This window comes from Pseudomonas aegrilactucae, assembly GCF_019168305.1.
Lineage (GTDB): Bacteria > Pseudomonadota > Gammaproteobacteria > Pseudomonadales > Pseudomonadaceae > Aquipseudomonas > Aquipseudomonas aegrilactucae.
Map to the genome: position 1 here is coordinate 1 of NZ_JAHTBI010000039.1, position 17294 is coordinate 17294.

Sequence of the window (17294 nt, forward strand, 5' to 3'; positions counted from 1 at the left end):
TGGGCGAAGGCGACAACTAGTCCTGACACCGGGGGAGCTCAGTCAAAATTGTTTTTTGGCGACTCTGAAAGTCTTTAGGGGCTTCACACGTGCTTGTTAGCTGATCATTTCTGCCTTTTTCTAGCCTCAAATAGCCATTTACTTCCAGCTAATTGCTACATTTGGGGCAAATTTGAGGGCATGCTTTGGATGGTTTGAAAAGGATGCCCCCAACCGTCATTATTGTCGTGTAGAGGCGGCCCGCAAACTGACAAGCATCTGGGCAATATCCTGACCATCACATCGTCGCGATGACAGTCTGTATTTATCGCCGTAACGGAGAAAAGCAAGGCGCGCTAGCCTGCAAATTCGCCAACACTTTCTCATACTCCAAGTCTCCCTCAGCCTCTCGTGCAGGGATCACCTCGCCATGTAACTGAGCACGCAGGTCATCCCAACGGTCCAATAAAACCTGCCAGTTATGTTCATCGTAGGTCCCTCGGAAGATCACCGGATGCACATCAATGCGTGGTAGCTCCGCCGCTGAAATATCCCGCTCCAACGCTTCGTCCAGTTGGCGACTCCAGTGACTGCCCACCCGATCGACCCGGCCGATCTGCTGCTCGACCACGCCGGGGTTCCATTCCGGGTGCATGAGAATCACGGTGCGGCAGGCCAGGTGCAGGTTGAGACCTTCGCGACCGACGGCCGACTGGGCCACCAGCACCCGGGGGAAGCTGTCGGGGCGATTGAAGGCCATCTGCAACAGGCGGCGGGTGGACTGCTCGGTGCCGCCATACATCAAGCGGGCGAAGCCACCCTCTTGGTGGGCATATTCATCCTGCAGGCGGGCCAGGAGCGGCTCCCATTGCAAGGCCACTTCGTCCTGGGCGATGTCGCTGTCGTCCGCATACCGGTCGCTGGCAGCCTCCAGCAACTGGCGGAAGGCCGCGCAGACTTGCTCGGGGGTCGGTGATCCGGCCAGATCGCCGGTCAGGTCGAGGATCGCCCGGGTGAACAGCGCCACGGGATGCTTCTCGGCTGTATCAGCCAGGTCCTTGTTGAGCTCGGCGTCCCTGAGGCATCCGAACATGGCCCGGGGCACTTGCTCGTGTTCGCCCAGCCCCGCATCCAGCCACTCCAGCAGGCGTCGGCGCAATTGCTCGCGGCGCGCGCCCTGGCTGTTGTACTGGCGGGCCAGCAGGTCGGGGATCGCAGCAAGGTCCAGAGGGGGCTGCAACTGGCAATGGGCAACCTGTACCGCGGCCCACTCGCAATGATCATCCGTGGCATCGGCGCGGATAACGCTCTGCGGCCAGTACACACCGGTGTCCAGTCTGCGCAGCATTTCCCGGGCGTTGAGCAGGCGCACCAGGGCGCGCATGGGCGCGGTGAAGCGACCGAACACCAGGACCTTCTCCTTGCGCTCATGCACCGCTTCGATAGCGCTGATCGTGGCCAGGATCGCCGGATGCTCGAACAGGTGATGAGGTCGCTGGAACGCCTGTGCAGCGCTCTTCAACCACCATTGCACGCGCTGCTGGCGCTTTTCATCGAGCGGATTGAGTGGTTCGTCCGGCGTCGATGCGGACGGTTCCACGGGTTCGTTGATCTGCCCGAGCAGGTCGGCGATCCCGTGACCGTTGGCCAGGGTCAGGCGCAGGCGCTTGGCCGTGGCGTTTTCCTCCAGCCGCGACGCAACCGAGAGCGCCTCGGTCGCGCACACGGCCTGACGCCAGGGTAGCGCCAGGCGCTGAACATCCACGCTGACCGGCTCGCGGGTATTGCGATGGCTCTCCCCACGGGTGCGCTCGGTGAAGCGCAGGACGTCGGCGTCTTCGCGCTTGTCCCGGCGCAGTAGATAGGGGCAGAGCATGGTCTGGAAGGCGCTGGCCGCCGCCTCATAACGATGCCGCGCGGTGTCGCTTGAGCGCCAGTGGATGCGCAGGTGACGGATGGCCTGGTCAAAGTCGTCGATCACCGGCTGAAGCCGGTCGCACACGCTTTCGTCCAGCCCCAGCCGCTGGAAGGTCTGCCGCCACTGCTGGACGTTCAATTCCACGGGGGTCGCAGTCAGGCACAGGCGTCGGCATTGCTCCGCACTGGAGAGCATGCCGAGCAAGCGGCTGAGGCCGCCGTCGCTGCCGCGACCTTTATGGGCTTCGTCGATCACTACCAGGTCGAACGCACCCAGGCCAATCCCGACGGTCTGCTCTAGCCAGCTTCGATAGAGGCTGCCGTTGCCGTAGTCGGTATAGACGTCCGGATGAGGCCAAGGGTGCTGTGCAGTGACGTCGCTCAACCAGATGCTGGCGGGTTGCCGGGGATTTTCCCGGAGCGCATTGACGATACTGACTGCGGCACTGGTGATCCACTCATCGTATTCGCCCGAGTGCAGATAACCATTCGGATACCGGGCTGCGGTTGCCTTGCGCCACTGCGCAAAAACCTCGGGGACCAGCTCCCTGCGCCAGCGCCGGGTGCCCTCCCCCAGGCGCCAATTGGCGAAGGCATGGGACAGCAGCACCGTCGGCACCTCGAACCACGGGGTCTGCTCGCTGACCTCGGCGGCCCCCCAGGCTTCGAAATAACCCAGCAGCCCGCGAAGCATATCGGGCACGGCGACACCGCCGCGTTTCAACTCGTCCTGCCACTGATAGCCCAGCCCCGGCGGCGCGACGATCGCAGCGCGGCCTCCGGTCTCGTTGACCGCGCCAATCAGCTCGACGGCGATACGGGTCTTGCCCATGCCCACTTCGTCAGCCAGCACGACGCCGTGTTCGCCGATGCGCTCGGCCAGCGCCAGCACGCTGGCGCGCTGGCCCTTGTTCAGGTGCGCAGCCGCCTCACCCTTTTCGCCCGCCAGCTGCTCCTGCTCCGCCACCCGCCTGCGCAGGGCCGCCGAAACCTTCGTCCAACTGAAATCCGTCCGTGTCATATCTCAACTCCCAGGGGAAATGCACTGCCGAGCTTCCAATGAGCTTCGATGGTGCTTAGTGCCGTCTCGTAGCGCTGGCCTTCCGGGCCATCCGCCGTTTCCGCGAAACCTGGCCTGAATGCCGGTTGACGCAGCGCGTGAAGAGGATTGAGCTCAAGTGCCATGAACTGCTGCAACAGCTCGCAGCCGGCAGCCTGGCTGAGGGACTGCTCCAGGCGGGCACACCACAGCGGCCAGTCCTGAGGCTCCAGGGCGGTCTGTTTTGCGGCGATGCTTTCGATCAGTTCCATCATCTGCCGGATCGGGTAGCGCGCTGCCTCCCCCGCAGATGCTCGGCTGCCCTGCCGCTCAGGCGGGTCCTGGGAGGGATCGAACGCATTGGGCAATTCGTCTTCGCCGGGGGTGTGTGGGAATCCGTCGAGCTGCAGCCAAGCATCCTCCAGGCTGATGTCCAGCAAGCCGGTGGCGGCCAAACGGCCGAATCCGTCGAACACCGGCACCACGGCAGTACGAGTCGCCCCGGCGTCCTGCCATGCGACCCGCACCTGCCGCGGTCGCGGCCCGGACCAGGCGAAGCCCTGCCCCTCGACCCAGGCACACGCCTGCTCCGACGTGTCCAGCAGCGAGCAAGCCGGCTGCGCAAGCGCGTCGGCGCTCAACCAGCCGTGCTCCGGCGTCTCTGCATCCCGCCAAACCAGATAGGCCACAGGGGCCGCTGCGAATACCTCGTCGCCCACTTCGAGGTCCTGGCCCTGGCGCAGGTTCTCGGGGGCACACTCCTGATCCCACTGGATCGGCAGTCGATAGCCGATCGCTTGCGGGTCGGCGACGCCCGGCTTTGCCGGATACCAGTTCATCGATTCAGGGGCGAAGACCACACCGGCCTCCAGGTTGCCTTTCAAGCGCCCCATCTGCAGGGTGAAGCCCTGTCGGGTCAGGTTGCCCGAGCCCAGGTAAAGCCAGGGGCTGGCGGTTTTTCCCGAGTGGCCGACCTCGCTGGCGCTGAAGATGAACTTGGCGTGCAAGGTGCGCTGGGGCTGCTCAGCAAACCAGGCCGGCTGGACCGCAGGTTTTACGCTGATGCCTGCCGCCGTCAATAGTGGGACGGAATTAGCGATGCCCTGACAGCTCGCCTCGTTGACGAACAGGTCCACGCAGCTGCTCGCCGTCAACAGACGGGGCTCGCCCTCTTCACCGCGCAGGCGCCGGACGATGCTCAGCGGGACCGATGACTGCTCGTCGGCCAGGGACGATTCATAAAAACCCGAGCCCATGGCCAGGTAGTTCCGCGCGCTGCCACGACCCGAGGTATGTAGCACCTTGGCCGGCAACTGGTCGAGCAGGGAAGCCTTGCGGTTATCGAAGAAGCGCGGGGGCAAGTCGGCTGCACAGGGCTTGACCTGCTTGAGCAGACACTTGTCCAGTTGCTCCACGGCGGCGCTCGTCAGCGGATTGACCTGCAGCGCACGCCCGTCGTAACGGGCACGAAGCCAGTCCAGCAGCCCCCAGGCGCTGCTGATGTCCACGCACACCTGCCGAGTGGCGTCGGACGGCGACGACAGATCATCGCTGTGCAAATCTAGACACCAGACCAGGTCGAGACTCTGTTCCAGGGTCTGCCGCGTCCAGTTACCGGTGGACACCAGCAGGCGCAGGCACCAGGCACCGCTGGTGTCCGTGCTGCGAAACGCCAGCAGCGCCACCTTGGCATGCATCAGGTTGAATGGCAGCTCGCCGTTGGCCCACGGCAGGTGCAGCAGGCCCGGCACCCCGATGGGGTCGATTTGGACCGCACGTGGGTCCAGCATCAGCGCCAGAAGCGTCTGCCCGGCGTAGGCACGCTGATTGGCCTGCTGGTAGGTGAAGCGTTCAAGGGCCTCGTTGAGGAAACCCTCGTCCGCGGAAAAGCCGCACAGCCAGCCGAACTGACCGGTGAAACCCTCCGGCGCCTCGAAGTGCCGAACGAGAGAAGCAGGCACCTGGCTCATGGATTCACCTCTTCGATGGCTGCGCTCGGGTTCGCTGAAGTGCTGGCCTGCGCCATGCCCTGGAGATCCAGGTCCAGACGCCGCAGACGCTCAACACGGAGGGAGATCCAGGCGGGCAGCACTGCATGAGCTGGCGCCTCGGTAACCTCGTCGATCACCGGATCGCCATCGATTGGCGCGCCCTGGTGCAGGAACGCAGCGCCGGGCACGACCTCCCGGTCGCGCAGACGCAACACCCGGTCGTCACGGCGGACCAGTTGGGTCAGCAGGCTCGCATCGTCGGAGTCCGCGCATTCGCGGCAGAATACCTCGGCCACGGTGTTTGTCCGTTGCGCCAGCGGATTGTCAAGGAACAGGCGGGCCAGTTGCCGCAGGTGATCGAGGCGCGTGGCGATACGCTCGGGCAGAGCACTGCCCAATCTGAAGCGCAGGGTGCTCAGTACCGCCAGATGCTGCTCCAGCGCGTTGAGCACATCGTAGGCCGCATCCTGGACCTGGAAGAACAACGCGCCGTAGTGCAGGTCGTTCCAATGCTCGGGGTCGATGGCATCAGGTCGCAGGCGCCAGCCGAACGCCCCCGCCGGCTCGGCGTGACGGGCGGCCAGCCAGCGACGGATGGCGACGCGGCGCTCCCCCCCGCCTGCGCCGCTGTCGATACGCCGTGAAATCAACGCACGAGCGGCTGCGGGCAACCCGTGCAGCGGTGAAAGCAGCTGCCGAACGCCGGGTTTCAGGTCGCCCACGGCGCGGCCTTTCAGCGCCCACTGCACCAGGGCCTCCAGCAGCGCGCCGTCATCCTCGCAGCAGGCATTGATGAACTCACGGCCGAAGTCCGTACAGGCAAAGGCATTGAAGCGTTCGCCCTGGGCACGCACCAGCCCAAGGGCCAGCAAGGCCTGGCCGGAGCCCATGCGCATCGGCTGGCTGACATAGAAGCCGGGCTTGCACAGGGTCTTGAAGTCAAAGCCGGCCTTGCCGCGCAATTTCTCCGAACCGCGCACCCGGCTATCACCCTGGCCGTTGTCGTGGGTAAGCGCGAAATAGCAGCCCAAGGCTTCGACGGCATTGGCCACGGCGATATTCGAGTGCGTCATTCCGTGCCGGCGCAAGGCCTGGGCCAGAGCAACACCCAGGGTCGCCAGCAGCAATTGCTTGGCGTACCAGACAGCGCCCATGCCAGGCACGGCCCGCTCGTTGTACTCGCGCACCGCCGCGCCGATATCGAGTGTGCGGGTGCGTCGCTCGCTACCCGCGTGATCCGGGCCACACAGCCCCCAGGTCATGGTCATGGTCATGGTCATGGTCATGGTCATGGTCATGACGCTATCCTCTTCATCCGTGAAAAATCGGTATTCGTACTGGCACAAGGCTGCTAACGATAGCAAAATGCCGCAATCGCAATCAGATCGCAGGGAAGCCCACGTCATGACCGGCTGCAGCCGCTGCGGTCCCCTACGCCCATGAACGTATTTGATATACGCAAGGATTCGTGTCGAACATGTTGAACACCCAGCGCACCTACCTCGCCTACCTGAAATCCATCCCGCCACTGATGGCCGAAACCTCCATCAGTGTCGACGAGGTGACGACGCTGCAGGGCGATATCCAGCACACCGAACTGCTGGTGCCCGTCATCGGCGCCTACAGCGCGGGCAAAAGCAGCCTGCTCAATGCGTTTCTCGGGGAGAACGCGCTGGGCGTGGGCCTGGCGCCGGAGACCGAACTGGCCACCGAACTGCGCTACTCCAGCGCCCCTCATCTGCTGGCGGTCCGCGCCAATGGCACCAGCGAACGCCTGGCCGTCGAAGACCTTGCCACGATCAAGGCCCGGGCCGGCGAATTCACCCACCTTCAGTTGTACCTCGACAACCCGCGCCTCAAAGCCCTGCCCTCGCTGGTATTGGTAGACATGCCGGGCTTCGGGTCCTCCCTGGGCAACCACAACAAGGCGATCGCCTATTACCTGCCGCGTGGCGTGCATTTTATCGTGGTAACCAGCGTCGAGGACGGCAACATCACCCAGTCGATGCTGCGGCAACTGGACGACCTGCAGACCTATGGCCGGGATTTCACCTTCCTGCTGAACAAGGTCAACCTGCGCGCCGACGATGAGGTGCAGGACGTCGCCGAGCTGATCGACGAGCAGATCAGCCTCAACTTCGCCGACACCCGCCCCCTGCTACGCATCGGCCTCGACGGCGACAAGCGCCTGGGCGAAGTGCTGGCCGGCCTGCAACCCGAGGAAATCGTCCGCCAGGTCTTCGAAGACCGCCTCAAGGACCTGACCCACGGGCTGCTGAACCAGATCAACCTGGCATTGACCGCACTGAAGAAGAACCAGGCCGAAAACGAACATGCCCTGAGCGAATTGACCCATGCAGTCCGCCAGATCGAACGCAAGCGCGACGGCATTCTGGAAGACTTGCGCGACCGCCAGCTGGACCAGGCCGTCGACAATTGCCTCGATGTGGTCGGCCGTGAGCTCGACAACGCCCAGTCGGAACTGGTCAACGCCGGCCTGGCCGGGAATCAGGAGGCGTTTTCGCGGATCGTCTCCGAAGTTGTGCGGGGCTCGATGACCCGCACCATCAAGGAACAGATGGACCTGCTTAGCCGCACCGTGGTCAGCGACTTTGCGCAAACCGTGGGCGACCTGGGCAAGAGCATGGGCCAGTTCAGCAATGACCCCAACTGGCTGGAGCAGCTCACCGGCAGGATCAACCGGTCCCTGCAAAAGACTGGGGAGACGCTGGGGCACTGGAGCAAGTCCCTGGCGGCGCGCAATGGCAACGAACTGGAAAGGCTAAAGCAGGAAACCGGCTGGAAGGAAGGCAACCCGCTGCCCAGGGTGAGCTACCAGGGCCTGGCCACCGTACTGGCGGTCACCACCTCGGTGGTCAATCCGCTGATCGAGCTGGCCATCATCTTCCTTCCGCAGATTCTGTCGTTCTTCAACGAAGGACGTCAGCGCGACCAACTGCGCCAGAAAGTGACTAACGAGATCATCCCATCGGTCAAGCGCGAGCTGCGGGACCGGCTGCCGGCACTGCTCGCCGAGCAGATGGACGTGCTGGTGACCCAGGTCGGCGCGGAGTTCGGCCACGAGATCGGTGAAAAGCAGAAGCTCATCGACGAGCTGGTCACCACCCGCAACCAGGATGCAGAAGCTGCCGGGCATCAGATCGCCCTGTTGAGCAGCGCCCGTGAGCAACTGCAGCAACTCGCCAAGCAAGCTCTCTACGAGCCGCGCCAATGAACGCACAGCACCTCCTGGACCTGAGCCAGCGCCTCCATGAGTGGATGGAGAAATACAACCCGGAACTGGAAAAGGACATCGCCCAGTGGCTGCAAAAGCATGCCATCGACCGCCCCGAAGCCCTGGAGAAGGCCTTCGACCAATTGGCCGAGGACGATCGCCTGCTGCAGATCGGTGTCGTGGGGAGGGTCAAGGCCGGCAAGTCCTCGCTGCTCAATGCGCTGATCTTCGACGGATACTCGATCCTGCCCAAGGCAGCGACACCGATGACCGCAGCGCTGACCACGCTGACCTACGGTGATGCCTTCGGCGCGCAGGTCCAGTTCTACACTGCCGCCGACCGGGAAAACATCGAGCAAAGCTCCTTGCGCTACGAACAGCGCCTGCGCGAGGAGAAGGCCCAGGCCTTCGAAACCCTGAGGCAGCGTCGCCTGCGCAGCGGACGCAGCGTCGATGACGAGCAGTTCAACGCCGATGTCGAGAAAACCGCGCAACGTGCCCTCCAGGGCGAACATGCCCTGGTCGCGGCCCATGATCAGTGGCAGCGCATTCGCGGTCTGAAAATCGACCTCGCGGCTCTCGACAGCGAAGCCCGCCTGCATGCCGCCGACGCCCAGGCGCTGGCCAGACAGTTGCTCGATTATGTGAGCGCCGATGGCGAGTACATGCCACTGACCAAGAGCGTGGACATCTTCCTGCCTCTGGACTCGCTGCGGAACCTGCGCATCATCGACACGCCGGGCCTGAACGACCCGGTCCAGTCCCGCGAGGAGCGCACCACCGCCCTGCTCAAGCACTGCGACGTGGTGTTCATCGTCAGCCCTGCCGGCCAGTTCCTCAGCGAGCAGGACATCGAGATGATGAGCCGGATCACCCAGAAGGAAGGCGTGCAGGAGCTGGTCCTGATCGCCAGCCAGGTCGACAACCAGCTGTATGGCAGCGACACCCGCCAGCCAACCTTGCAGGGCGCCCTGGACAAGATCACCCGGACCCTCGGCACGCATATGGTCGATACCCTGCAACGCTTGAAGGTCCAGCACCCGGAGATCGGTGCGACCTTCGATAGTCTGATCGAGCGAGGCGCCGGCAGGGTCCTGTATACCTCGGGCATTTGCCGCAGCCTGTCGGTACGCTTCGAGCAGCAGGACGGCTGGGACAGCGGCGAGTGCAAGGCCTGGGACAACCTGCGGACCCACTACCCCGATTTTTTCACCCCCGAGCATGCCGAGCGCTGCCGGGGCAATCTCGACCTGCTTGGCAACACCGAGGCGTTGCGCGCGGTGCTGGAGGAAGTCCGCCAGCAGAAAGCGCGGATCATCGAGGACCGTCGCGAGGAGCTCGTCCGCGCCAAAGCCTCCGCCTTGGAAGCCTTCCGCGCCGACCTGCTCGGTTTCACCCAGGCCAAGTACCAGGAAGTGCGCAGCGCCGACATCGAGAGCCTCAAGGCCCAGCGGCGAAAGCTGGACAGCTTGATGGTGGTGGGCGTCCATGAGCTGGATACCGTCCTGGCCGACTGCGCAGCGGAGTTTTGCCAGAACCTGAAGCGGGATCTCACCAAGGAGCTCGACACCGCCTATCGCTCGACGCTCAAGGATGTCGGAAATTCGGCGAAGGAAGAGACCAAACACGTCACCAGGGTGCGCGACAGCATCGCGGCAAAACTCGCCAACTGGGCGTGGGGCGGCGGTACCGAAACCCACCAGTACACCGAGTTCAAGCTGTTCTGGCTCCAGGTCCGCGAGGATCTGGAGGAGTTTGCCAAGGGCCTGGGCGGGAGCCTGAAGGGTACGAGCAAAGCGCTCGCTAAACAGTTCCGGCAGGAACTGATCAAGGCCTCTACTGCAGTCGCAAGGCGTCATCTGGGCGACGAGCTCGACCCGGCACTGGTCATCCGTACCACCGAGTCCCTGGCTGCGGCGCTGAAATTGCCCGCTTTCGAGCTCGACACCCGGCAGTTGAACAAGCTCAAGGGCACCGGAAGCTTCCTGAAGGACAACGAAGCGCGGGCATTCCTGGATGAGGCAAAGGCTCTGCTGGAGACACTCAAGGCACAGGCCCGGACGCAAATACGCGAGTTCACGGATGATGTGCCCGACCGGCTCCCGACGTCCTTCAGCAGCGCCTTCTTCCAGGACATGCGCGAACGCATGGAGCAGTTGGAACAACAGGTCGACAACGCCCTCATGACCCTGGACCGTCTGCAACGCATGGCTCGGGAGCTGGAAGCGGCATGAAGACCGAACTCTTTTCGCCGGCGCTGATGGCCCAGCTGGACAAGCTGGGCCAGTGGTTCATCCGCCATCGCAAGCAATTGCATAACACCGTGGTCGAGTCCCTGCAGGTGGCGGATGATCGGCACGATGTCCTGAGCCGGGAGTATCAGGACACGGTCGGGCGCCTGGCGTCGCTAAAGGCCGACCACGCGCAACTGACCGAACGCCAGGCCAGCACTCGCGCCGAACTGGACGACACTCGACAGGCCCTGCACGAAACACAACGCTCCTTGAAGGAGGCCAATACCCGGCATGTCCAGGCGCAACAGACAGCGAAGCTGCGTTTCGACACTTTGTCGGCGCGGCATGCACAGCTGATCCAGGAGTTCAACAGCCTCGAACAGGCGCGCCAGGCCGTGGAGCTGATTCTCGAGCAGACCAGGAGTGAACTGCGGACCGGCGCCGAGGCGCTCTACGCGGCGACCAGACGGCACGAGCTGCTGAGCCAGGAACACCACGACGCCCTGGAACGGCTCGATGCACTGAGCACCGAGCACGAGTGCCTGAGCGCAAGACAGGCCGCTACCGCCGCCGAGCTCGACAACACCCGACTGGCGCTTGAGGACATACGGCAGTCGCTGGAAAACATCCGCCAGGACCTGCAACACCGCCTGGAAGCACATGACGCCCTGCAACGGACCCTCGAGGACGAACAACAGAAGCGCGCTCAGCTGGCCGACGAATTCAACGCACTGCATCAACGCCATGGCGACACCTGGACACGCTTTCAGCTCATCTCCAGGCTGCTTGCCGCTCGGCCTCGGGACAACGCCGGGCTGGTGCGCTTCAAGGAGCTGCTGAGCAACGAATACATGGCGTTCGCGGACGGCGAATCATCCCTGGCGACAGAAGCAAAGGCCGTCACGATGCTGCAGTCGATCCAGCAGGAACTGGCCTTGCTCGTCGGCTTCCCGGAAGTTCACCAGCGAACCATCGTCGGGATCGTCGGCGGTTTCAGCAGCGGCAAGTCGGAGTTCATCAACAGCTTCATCCAGGACCCCGAGGTGTGCCTGCCGGTCGGCATGCAGCCGGTGACCGCCATACCCAGCTACGTGCTGGCGACACCAGCGCCGATGATCCGCGGCTATTCGGCGAACGGCGGGCATATCCCGCTGGAGGTGGAGTTCTACAAAAGCATCTCCCATGCCTTCATCAACTCCTTCAGCTTCGACCTGAAGAGCCTGATGCCCTTCATGTGCGTGGGTGTGCGGATGCACCCCGAGCATTTCAGTCACATTTGCCTCATCGACACCCCTGGCTATAACCCGCCGCTGACAGCCGCTGAGCACAGTCATGGCGACAAGCGCACCGCCATCCAGTTCGCCCGGCAGGCCGACGCGATCGTCTGGTTGATCGGCCTGGACGTCAACGGCACGGTGCCGGACTCGGACCTGGATTTCATCCAGGAGATCGGTGTCGAGCAGCGCCCGGTTTACGTGGTGCTGACCAAGGCCGACCTGAAGGCCATGGACCACATCGAGGAGGTCATGGAGGAGGTCCGCGAGGTTCTGGAAGACGTGGGCATTGCGGTGGAAGGGATCAGCGCGTACAGCTCCACCCTGCGTGAGGAGGTGATGTATCAAGGGGTTCCGCTGCTGGAGTATTTCAGCGGGATCAACCAGCGCGGCGACGCGCGCAGTCACCTGGAGGGCCGGCTGCGGGAGGTGTTCTCGATGTACGACGAGGCTATCCAGGCCGATATCGACACCATTCGCGCGCAGAAAACCGCCATCAACGGCCTGCGGCTCGACAGCCTGGAAATCGCCGGCGAAAAGGCCTACAAGCGCATGCTCGACCCCATCGACAAGCTCGACAGCAAACTCGACACCGCTCCGCTGGAGCGCTGCCTTGAGGAATCACGACAGCTGTATGGGGCGTTCAGCGATGCGGTTCGGCTAACTGTGGAAGCATCTGAATCAGAGGTGTGAAGCTGGTTCGGCGAAAACTGCCCCAACACCTTTCTGATCACACAGCTCGTCAAAGTAAAAACCGTAGAGAGCAAACCTGGTCAGGCAATGTATGTGATGAAGATCACTCAAACGTTGCTCCAGCGATATCAGCGTGTTGCGCAGCGTGGCAGCACCGCTTGCCATATGAAGGAAAATCACGTGGCCAAGGCAAAGCAAACACTGGAGTAGCGCCTCTCTTTATTTAAGTTCAGGCCTTACCCTGTGTCCTGTTCGGGAGTACTGCTTCAACATGAGCAGGTGTACCCGTGAGCGTGATGGCATCGTCAGATATGGATTACTCATCAAGATAAGGAGGAGCACTGAATATCAGCCACTGCCACCCAGATCCATGTCAGTAATCGCCCTTCGCGATCGCGCATCCTGCTGGGGGTGTCGCGGGTATTTCTGGGGGTATATTTCCGCTTCTTTAGACCAGAAATTCCGCCCTAGAGGCCTGTCAAAATGTTCTTTATCGAGTTCATCTTCGATGCTACCGAGAAGGCCAGCTGGTAGACCAGCCGGCCCGGCTGAGCCCAACCAGTGCAGCTGTACCCTCCGAACCCGGGTGCCAGCCACATGGTACATAGACCGATGCGGACTTAAGAATCAGAGGCCCTCTTTCCTCAAGTCTGCCGCTGTGTCCTCCCGCCTGCCATTGTGCTCATAGTCTTTGGCCAAGTCATCCAGAACAGCAGCTGGCCATCTGCTGCTTTACGCTCTCGCCCTTACGGCATTGCCTATCTCGGGGTGGGTCTGGAGCTCGGTCGCGGACAAGCCGATCATGGTACTGAGCTTTTTCCAACTCCCCCCTCTCACTGCACCTCAGCCAGATGCCTACGATATCGCCAAATGGGTACATGTCACCTTCGCTTGGAGCTCGGTGGTCTTGGTTCTTGGCCACATCGCCATGGCGCTCAAGCATCACTGGATCGATAAAGATGGTGTGCTCACGAGCATGCTCCCTGGCTCAAAAGCTCGTAGTTGATCATCCGAATAGGCCTCCAGTAGCGTGATGGCCTCATGCCTCATCATCCTTTGTAAAGTGCCACAACCTTCTCAGGGCTGGCACACCACTCGGAGCAAGTGCTGTCTGCATCTACCAAAGGAAGGGGATCGCGTCGCGCTTCGAGATCACACACTCAAGATCAAGGATTCGTTTGTATGAGCAGGTATCGCCGCGATGCTGATGCCGAATCTTTCGCGCTATGGGTACATCAGCGGTTCCGGTGAGATCGAAGAGCGCACCGGTTTGAAGGGTTGCGCAAAGTCACACGCTGCGAGCGTTTGAAGCACTGACGATTACAGCAGGTAGTTGAAAAGGGCCCATGAGATCCATGGGCCTTTTTTGCATCACTGGGTAGCAGATGCAGGTGCAACTTGAGTGACCGTTTCGGCGAGGACGCTGGCCGCGTGCTCCCGGTTCGGCCATGCCTGCAAATCAAGATCAAGATCCTTGAACTGACTTGAATCGAAGACAGGCGTTTTGATGCCGGCTTTGCGTTGCTGGTCATAGTCGCGCAGCAAGCGCATGCCGACATTGAACAACAGCGCCAGGGCGATCAGATTCACGAAGGCCAGCAGCGTCATGGTGATATCGGCAAAAGCGAACACGGTGCCCAGATTTTGTACGGCCCCCCAAAGGATCAGCAGCAGTACCAAACCACGATAGACAATGACTGCAGCGCGCTTGTCGCCCAGCAGAAAGCGCAGGTTATTCTCGCCCAGGTAGTAGTTGTAGAGGATCGACGTGAAGACAAACAGCGCCAACGCCACGCTGATGAAGGTGCGTCCCCAGTCTCCGACCACTGCCGCCAACGCGTTCTGAGTCAGCACCAGGCCATCGCCTTCAAAACCAGCCGTGTAAAATCCTGACAGCAGAATCAGCAGCGCCGTGCAGGTACAGATCACAAAGGTATCGAGAAAAACACTGAAGGCTTGAACCACCCCTTGAGCCGCCGGGTGATCCACTTTCGCCACCGCGGCTACGTTGGGAGCACTCCCCAGACCCGCCTCGTTGGCAAACACCCCGCGTTTGACGCCCATGACAATGGCACTGCCGACCAGGCCGGCAAACGCCTGATCCAGGCCGAAAGCACTTTTGAAGATGGTCATCAGCATTCCGGGAACATGATCAAACTGGAGCACGATCACATAAACGGTCACGCCAATGTAAGCCAGCGTTTTGACCGGCACCAGCAGATCCGAGACCGCGGCGATGCGCTTGATGCCGCCCATGAACACCACGCCAAGCAATATGGCAATCGTAATGCCAGAGTAGGTCGTGGAGAAACCGAACGCATTATTCAGCGAGTGAGTCACGGCATGGGATTGCAGTCCGTTGAAGGCGAAACCAAAGGTCACCAATAGCAGTAACGCCATGACCTTGCCCAGCCAGGGTTGTTTCAGTCCGTACTGGATGTAGTACGACGGCCCGCCACGAAACTGCCCGTTCGCATCACACCGTTTGTACAACTGCCCAAGGCTGCATTCAAAGAAGCTGGTGGACATACCCACCAGCGCCGTCACCCACATCCAGAACACCGCGCCCGGCCCGCCCAACGTTACCGCCAACCCAACACCGGCGATATTGCCCGCACCTACGCGCCCCGCCAGGCTAAGCATCAAGGCCTGGAAGGAGCTGATCTGCCCGGCACTCTTTTGCACGCTATCGCGGAAAGCGCCGAACATATGCAAAAAATGGCGAAACTGCACAAAGCGCGAGCGCACCGTGAAGTAGCCGCCCAGGCCTACGATGAGCACGATCAGAAGCTTGCCGGAGAGAAAATCATTAATGACATCAAGCATGGGTCGAACCTCTTGTTGTTATAGGTACACGGATTTCAGGCACGCAAGCGTCTGCACACATCGCCGCCCGAAGGCAGCAGAAGTGACTGGACCTGTTCTTGAAGTTCAACGTTGTGGCCTGACTGGGCCTCCATGAAAAAATCAGGAAGCCCTCAGTAAGACCGGACTTACCCGGTAAGGCTGCTCGCCTGGAAATCGGCGATCTGTTGCCACATCGCGATGGGGTTGGAATACATCGGGAAATGCCCGCAATCAGGAATGGGCGCTAGCCGGACACCCTCGGCCTGGATATGCGAAAGATAGGACAATGAAGCGTTCTGTTCGCCGTACATGAACATCCTTGGGCATTTCAACCCGAGGAACTTGCCCATCAGATCGGCGTTATCGGAGAGATCGACCATCGACTGAAAAATCCCCCGCACCGCACCGGCACGCACCTTGTGCCGCAAGCTCGCGGAATATAGCGCGCTGGCATAGGCCGGGGCGTGCCGGGCACGTTCGATGAAGGCCGCAAAAAACGCCTCGGCATCGCTGCTCGGATAGTCAACGATCTCCCGGCTGAGAAAGCAGTCTTCCGGGGCGATATTGCCCTCAATATCGACGAAGCTGAGCACTCGGTCCGGAAACTGATGCGCCAGCATCAATGCGGTCAAACCTCCCATGGAGTGTCCAACCAGATGAAAGCGCTCGATGCCGAAATGCTCCAGCACCCGCAATGCTGCCTGCAGCAGAAAGGGAATGGAAATCCTGGAAAGGTCATCGCACTGGCTTTCACCACAACCCGGTGCGTCGTAAGCAACGAAAGGATGACCGGCGAATGCGGGCTGCTGCACGATGTCGGCATAGTCCTCCTTGGTCGAACCAAATCCATGCAGGAACACGATTGGCGCAAGGACGCCGGCACGATGGATGGCAGCCACGTTCAGTTGGACGTCATCCACGGTCACCGGGAGTTGCACGTGAGTGAACGTTTCGGGTGAGGGCACGTTATTGACTCCTTGAGCGAAAAGGTTGGGCCGAGCCTGGGTTGCAGGCAGCCAGGCACGTAATTTCAAAGGAATCGAGCTATCTGTAAATTCCTAATACGGGAAGTCTTTCATACGTCAAACCTATCAACCGAAGCTCGCGCACAATCCTTGGTCAACTTACACCTTGGCCCGGAACCGAGCCACGACATCCTCCACGACCGGATTGGGCCGATCTACATTCCAGGCCACCGCGGTCGTCACGACATTGAGTTTCTGGCTCAGCGCCCGAAACACCACGTTGTCCGGCGCCAGTTTTTTCAAGGATGCCGGCACCAGTGCGATGCCTTGGCCATAGCTGACAAAGGCAATTTGCGAAGCGACGGAACGCACTTCATGCAGCACCCGAGGAGAAAAGCCGCTGGCCCGGCAGGTCGCGATCAGATTGTCGAAATACACCGGGCTGACCTTTCGGGAAAACATCACCAGGGGTTCATTGGAAAGACCAGACAGACTGATCCGAGTACGCGAAGCCAAGGGGTGGTCACTGGGCAGTGCCACCACCAGGCGATCTTCCAGTAGCGGCAGTGAGTTGATCGAAGCCCCAAGATCACCGTCCAGCCGAGCGAAGGCCAGGTCGATGTCGCCGGCCTCCAGCGCCGGGACGGCTTCGACGCTGTCGATCTCCCGCACTGAGACAGTGAGGTGCGGGTAGTCGCCCTTCAGTTGCTCGATCAGCCCCGGCAAGACATCAAACATGGCTGTGGAAATCGCACCAATGGTCAACATCCCCGACTGTCCCGCCACCGCCTCCTCCACGGCAAGTTCCAGACGTTCCAGTTGGTCGGCGAATTTACGCACCGCCGGCAGAATCGCCACCCCCACTGGAGTCAGCTTCGCACCGCGTCGTGAACGGTCGAACAGCTTGACCTTGAGCGCCTGCTCCAGCGCCTGAATCTGCTCACTCAGCGGTGGCTGAGACATACCCAAACGCTTGGCCGCGCGCCCGAAATTCTGTTCTTCGGCCACCGCCAGGAACAACCAGAGATGACGAATCAGTCGAAAATTGATCATGTTTAACCCATAGGCTTAACGTATTTAATGTATCTGTGATTAGTAATATACCTATCAAATTATCTCA

10 protein-coding genes are annotated in these 17294 nt (G+C 61.4%); 4 read left to right on the plus strand and 6 right to left on the minus strand.

Translation table 11 applies throughout. The features are described from left to right. Positions 1–304: 304 nt before the first annotated feature. The 3 genes from KUO17_RS11620 to KUO17_RS11630 are packed head-to-tail and all read right to left on the minus strand — an operon-like array spanning position 305 to position 6224. Complete coding sequence (locus KUO17_RS11620) at positions 305–2917, minus strand: helicase-related protein (protein ID WP_217975705.1); 2613 nt, start codon at positions 2915–2917, stop codon at positions 305–307. After that, complete coding sequence (locus tag KUO17_RS11625) at positions 2914–4905, minus strand: phospholipase D-like domain-containing protein (protein WP_217975706.1); 1992 nt, start codon at positions 4903–4905, stop codon at positions 2914–2916. The genes KUO17_RS11620 and KUO17_RS11625 overlap by 4 nt, the downstream gene beginning before the upstream one ends. Beyond that, on the minus strand, positions 4902–6224 hold the full coding sequence (locus KUO17_RS11630) for a hypothetical protein (protein WP_217975707.1): 1323 nt from the start codon (positions 6222–6224) through the stop codon (positions 4902–4904). The genes KUO17_RS11625 and KUO17_RS11630 overlap by 4 nt, the downstream gene beginning before the upstream one ends. Before the next feature lie 179 nt (positions 6225–6403). On the opposite strand from KUO17_RS11630, the gene KUO17_RS11635 reads away from it, so the two are divergent. From KUO17_RS11635 to KUO17_RS11650, 4 genes are all read left to right on the plus strand, one after another. After that, a complete protein-coding gene (locus KUO17_RS11635) occupies positions 6404–8161 on the plus strand; it encodes a dynamin family protein (protein WP_217975708.1) in 1758 nt (585 codons plus the stop codon). Beyond that, on the plus strand, positions 8158–10395 hold the full coding sequence (locus tag KUO17_RS11640; protein WP_217975709.1) for a dynamin family protein: 2238 nt from the start codon (positions 8158–8160) through the stop codon (positions 10393–10395). Before KUO17_RS11635 ends, KUO17_RS11640 begins: the two co-directional genes overlap by 4 nt. Next, entirely contained in the window at positions 10392–12362 is a 1971-nt protein-coding gene (locus tag KUO17_RS11645; protein ID WP_217975710.1) for a dynamin family protein, read from the plus strand. Before KUO17_RS11640 ends, KUO17_RS11645 begins: the two co-directional genes overlap by 4 nt. Before the next feature lie 691 nt (positions 12363–13053). Further along, positions 13054–13368: a cytochrome b gene (locus KUO17_RS11650; RefSeq protein ID WP_217975711.1), complete on the plus strand. Its 315-nt coding sequence runs from the start codon at positions 13054–13056 to the stop codon at positions 13366–13368. Positions 13369–13733: 365 nt separating this feature from the next. On the opposite strand, the gene KUO17_RS11655 is transcribed toward KUO17_RS11650, so the two are convergent. The 3 genes from KUO17_RS11655 to KUO17_RS11665 all read right to left on the minus strand — a co-directional run bounded on the left by KUO17_RS11655 (position 13734) and on the right by KUO17_RS11665 (position 17227). Next, entirely contained in the window at positions 13734–15188 is a 1455-nt protein-coding gene (locus KUO17_RS11655; RefSeq protein ID WP_217975712.1) for an alanine/glycine:cation symporter family protein, read from the minus strand. 167 nt (positions 15189–15355) lie between these two features. Beyond that, positions 15356–16174 (minus strand): alpha/beta fold hydrolase, encoded by an 819-nt coding sequence (locus KUO17_RS11660; protein ID WP_217975713.1) that lies wholly within the window; start codon positions 16172–16174, stop codon positions 15356–15358. Between the two features lie 159 nt (positions 16175–16333). Then, on the minus strand, positions 16334–17227 hold the full coding sequence (locus KUO17_RS11665) for a LysR family transcriptional regulator (RefSeq protein WP_217975714.1): 894 nt from the start codon (positions 17225–17227) through the stop codon (positions 16334–16336). Positions 17228–17294 lie beyond the last annotated feature (67 nt).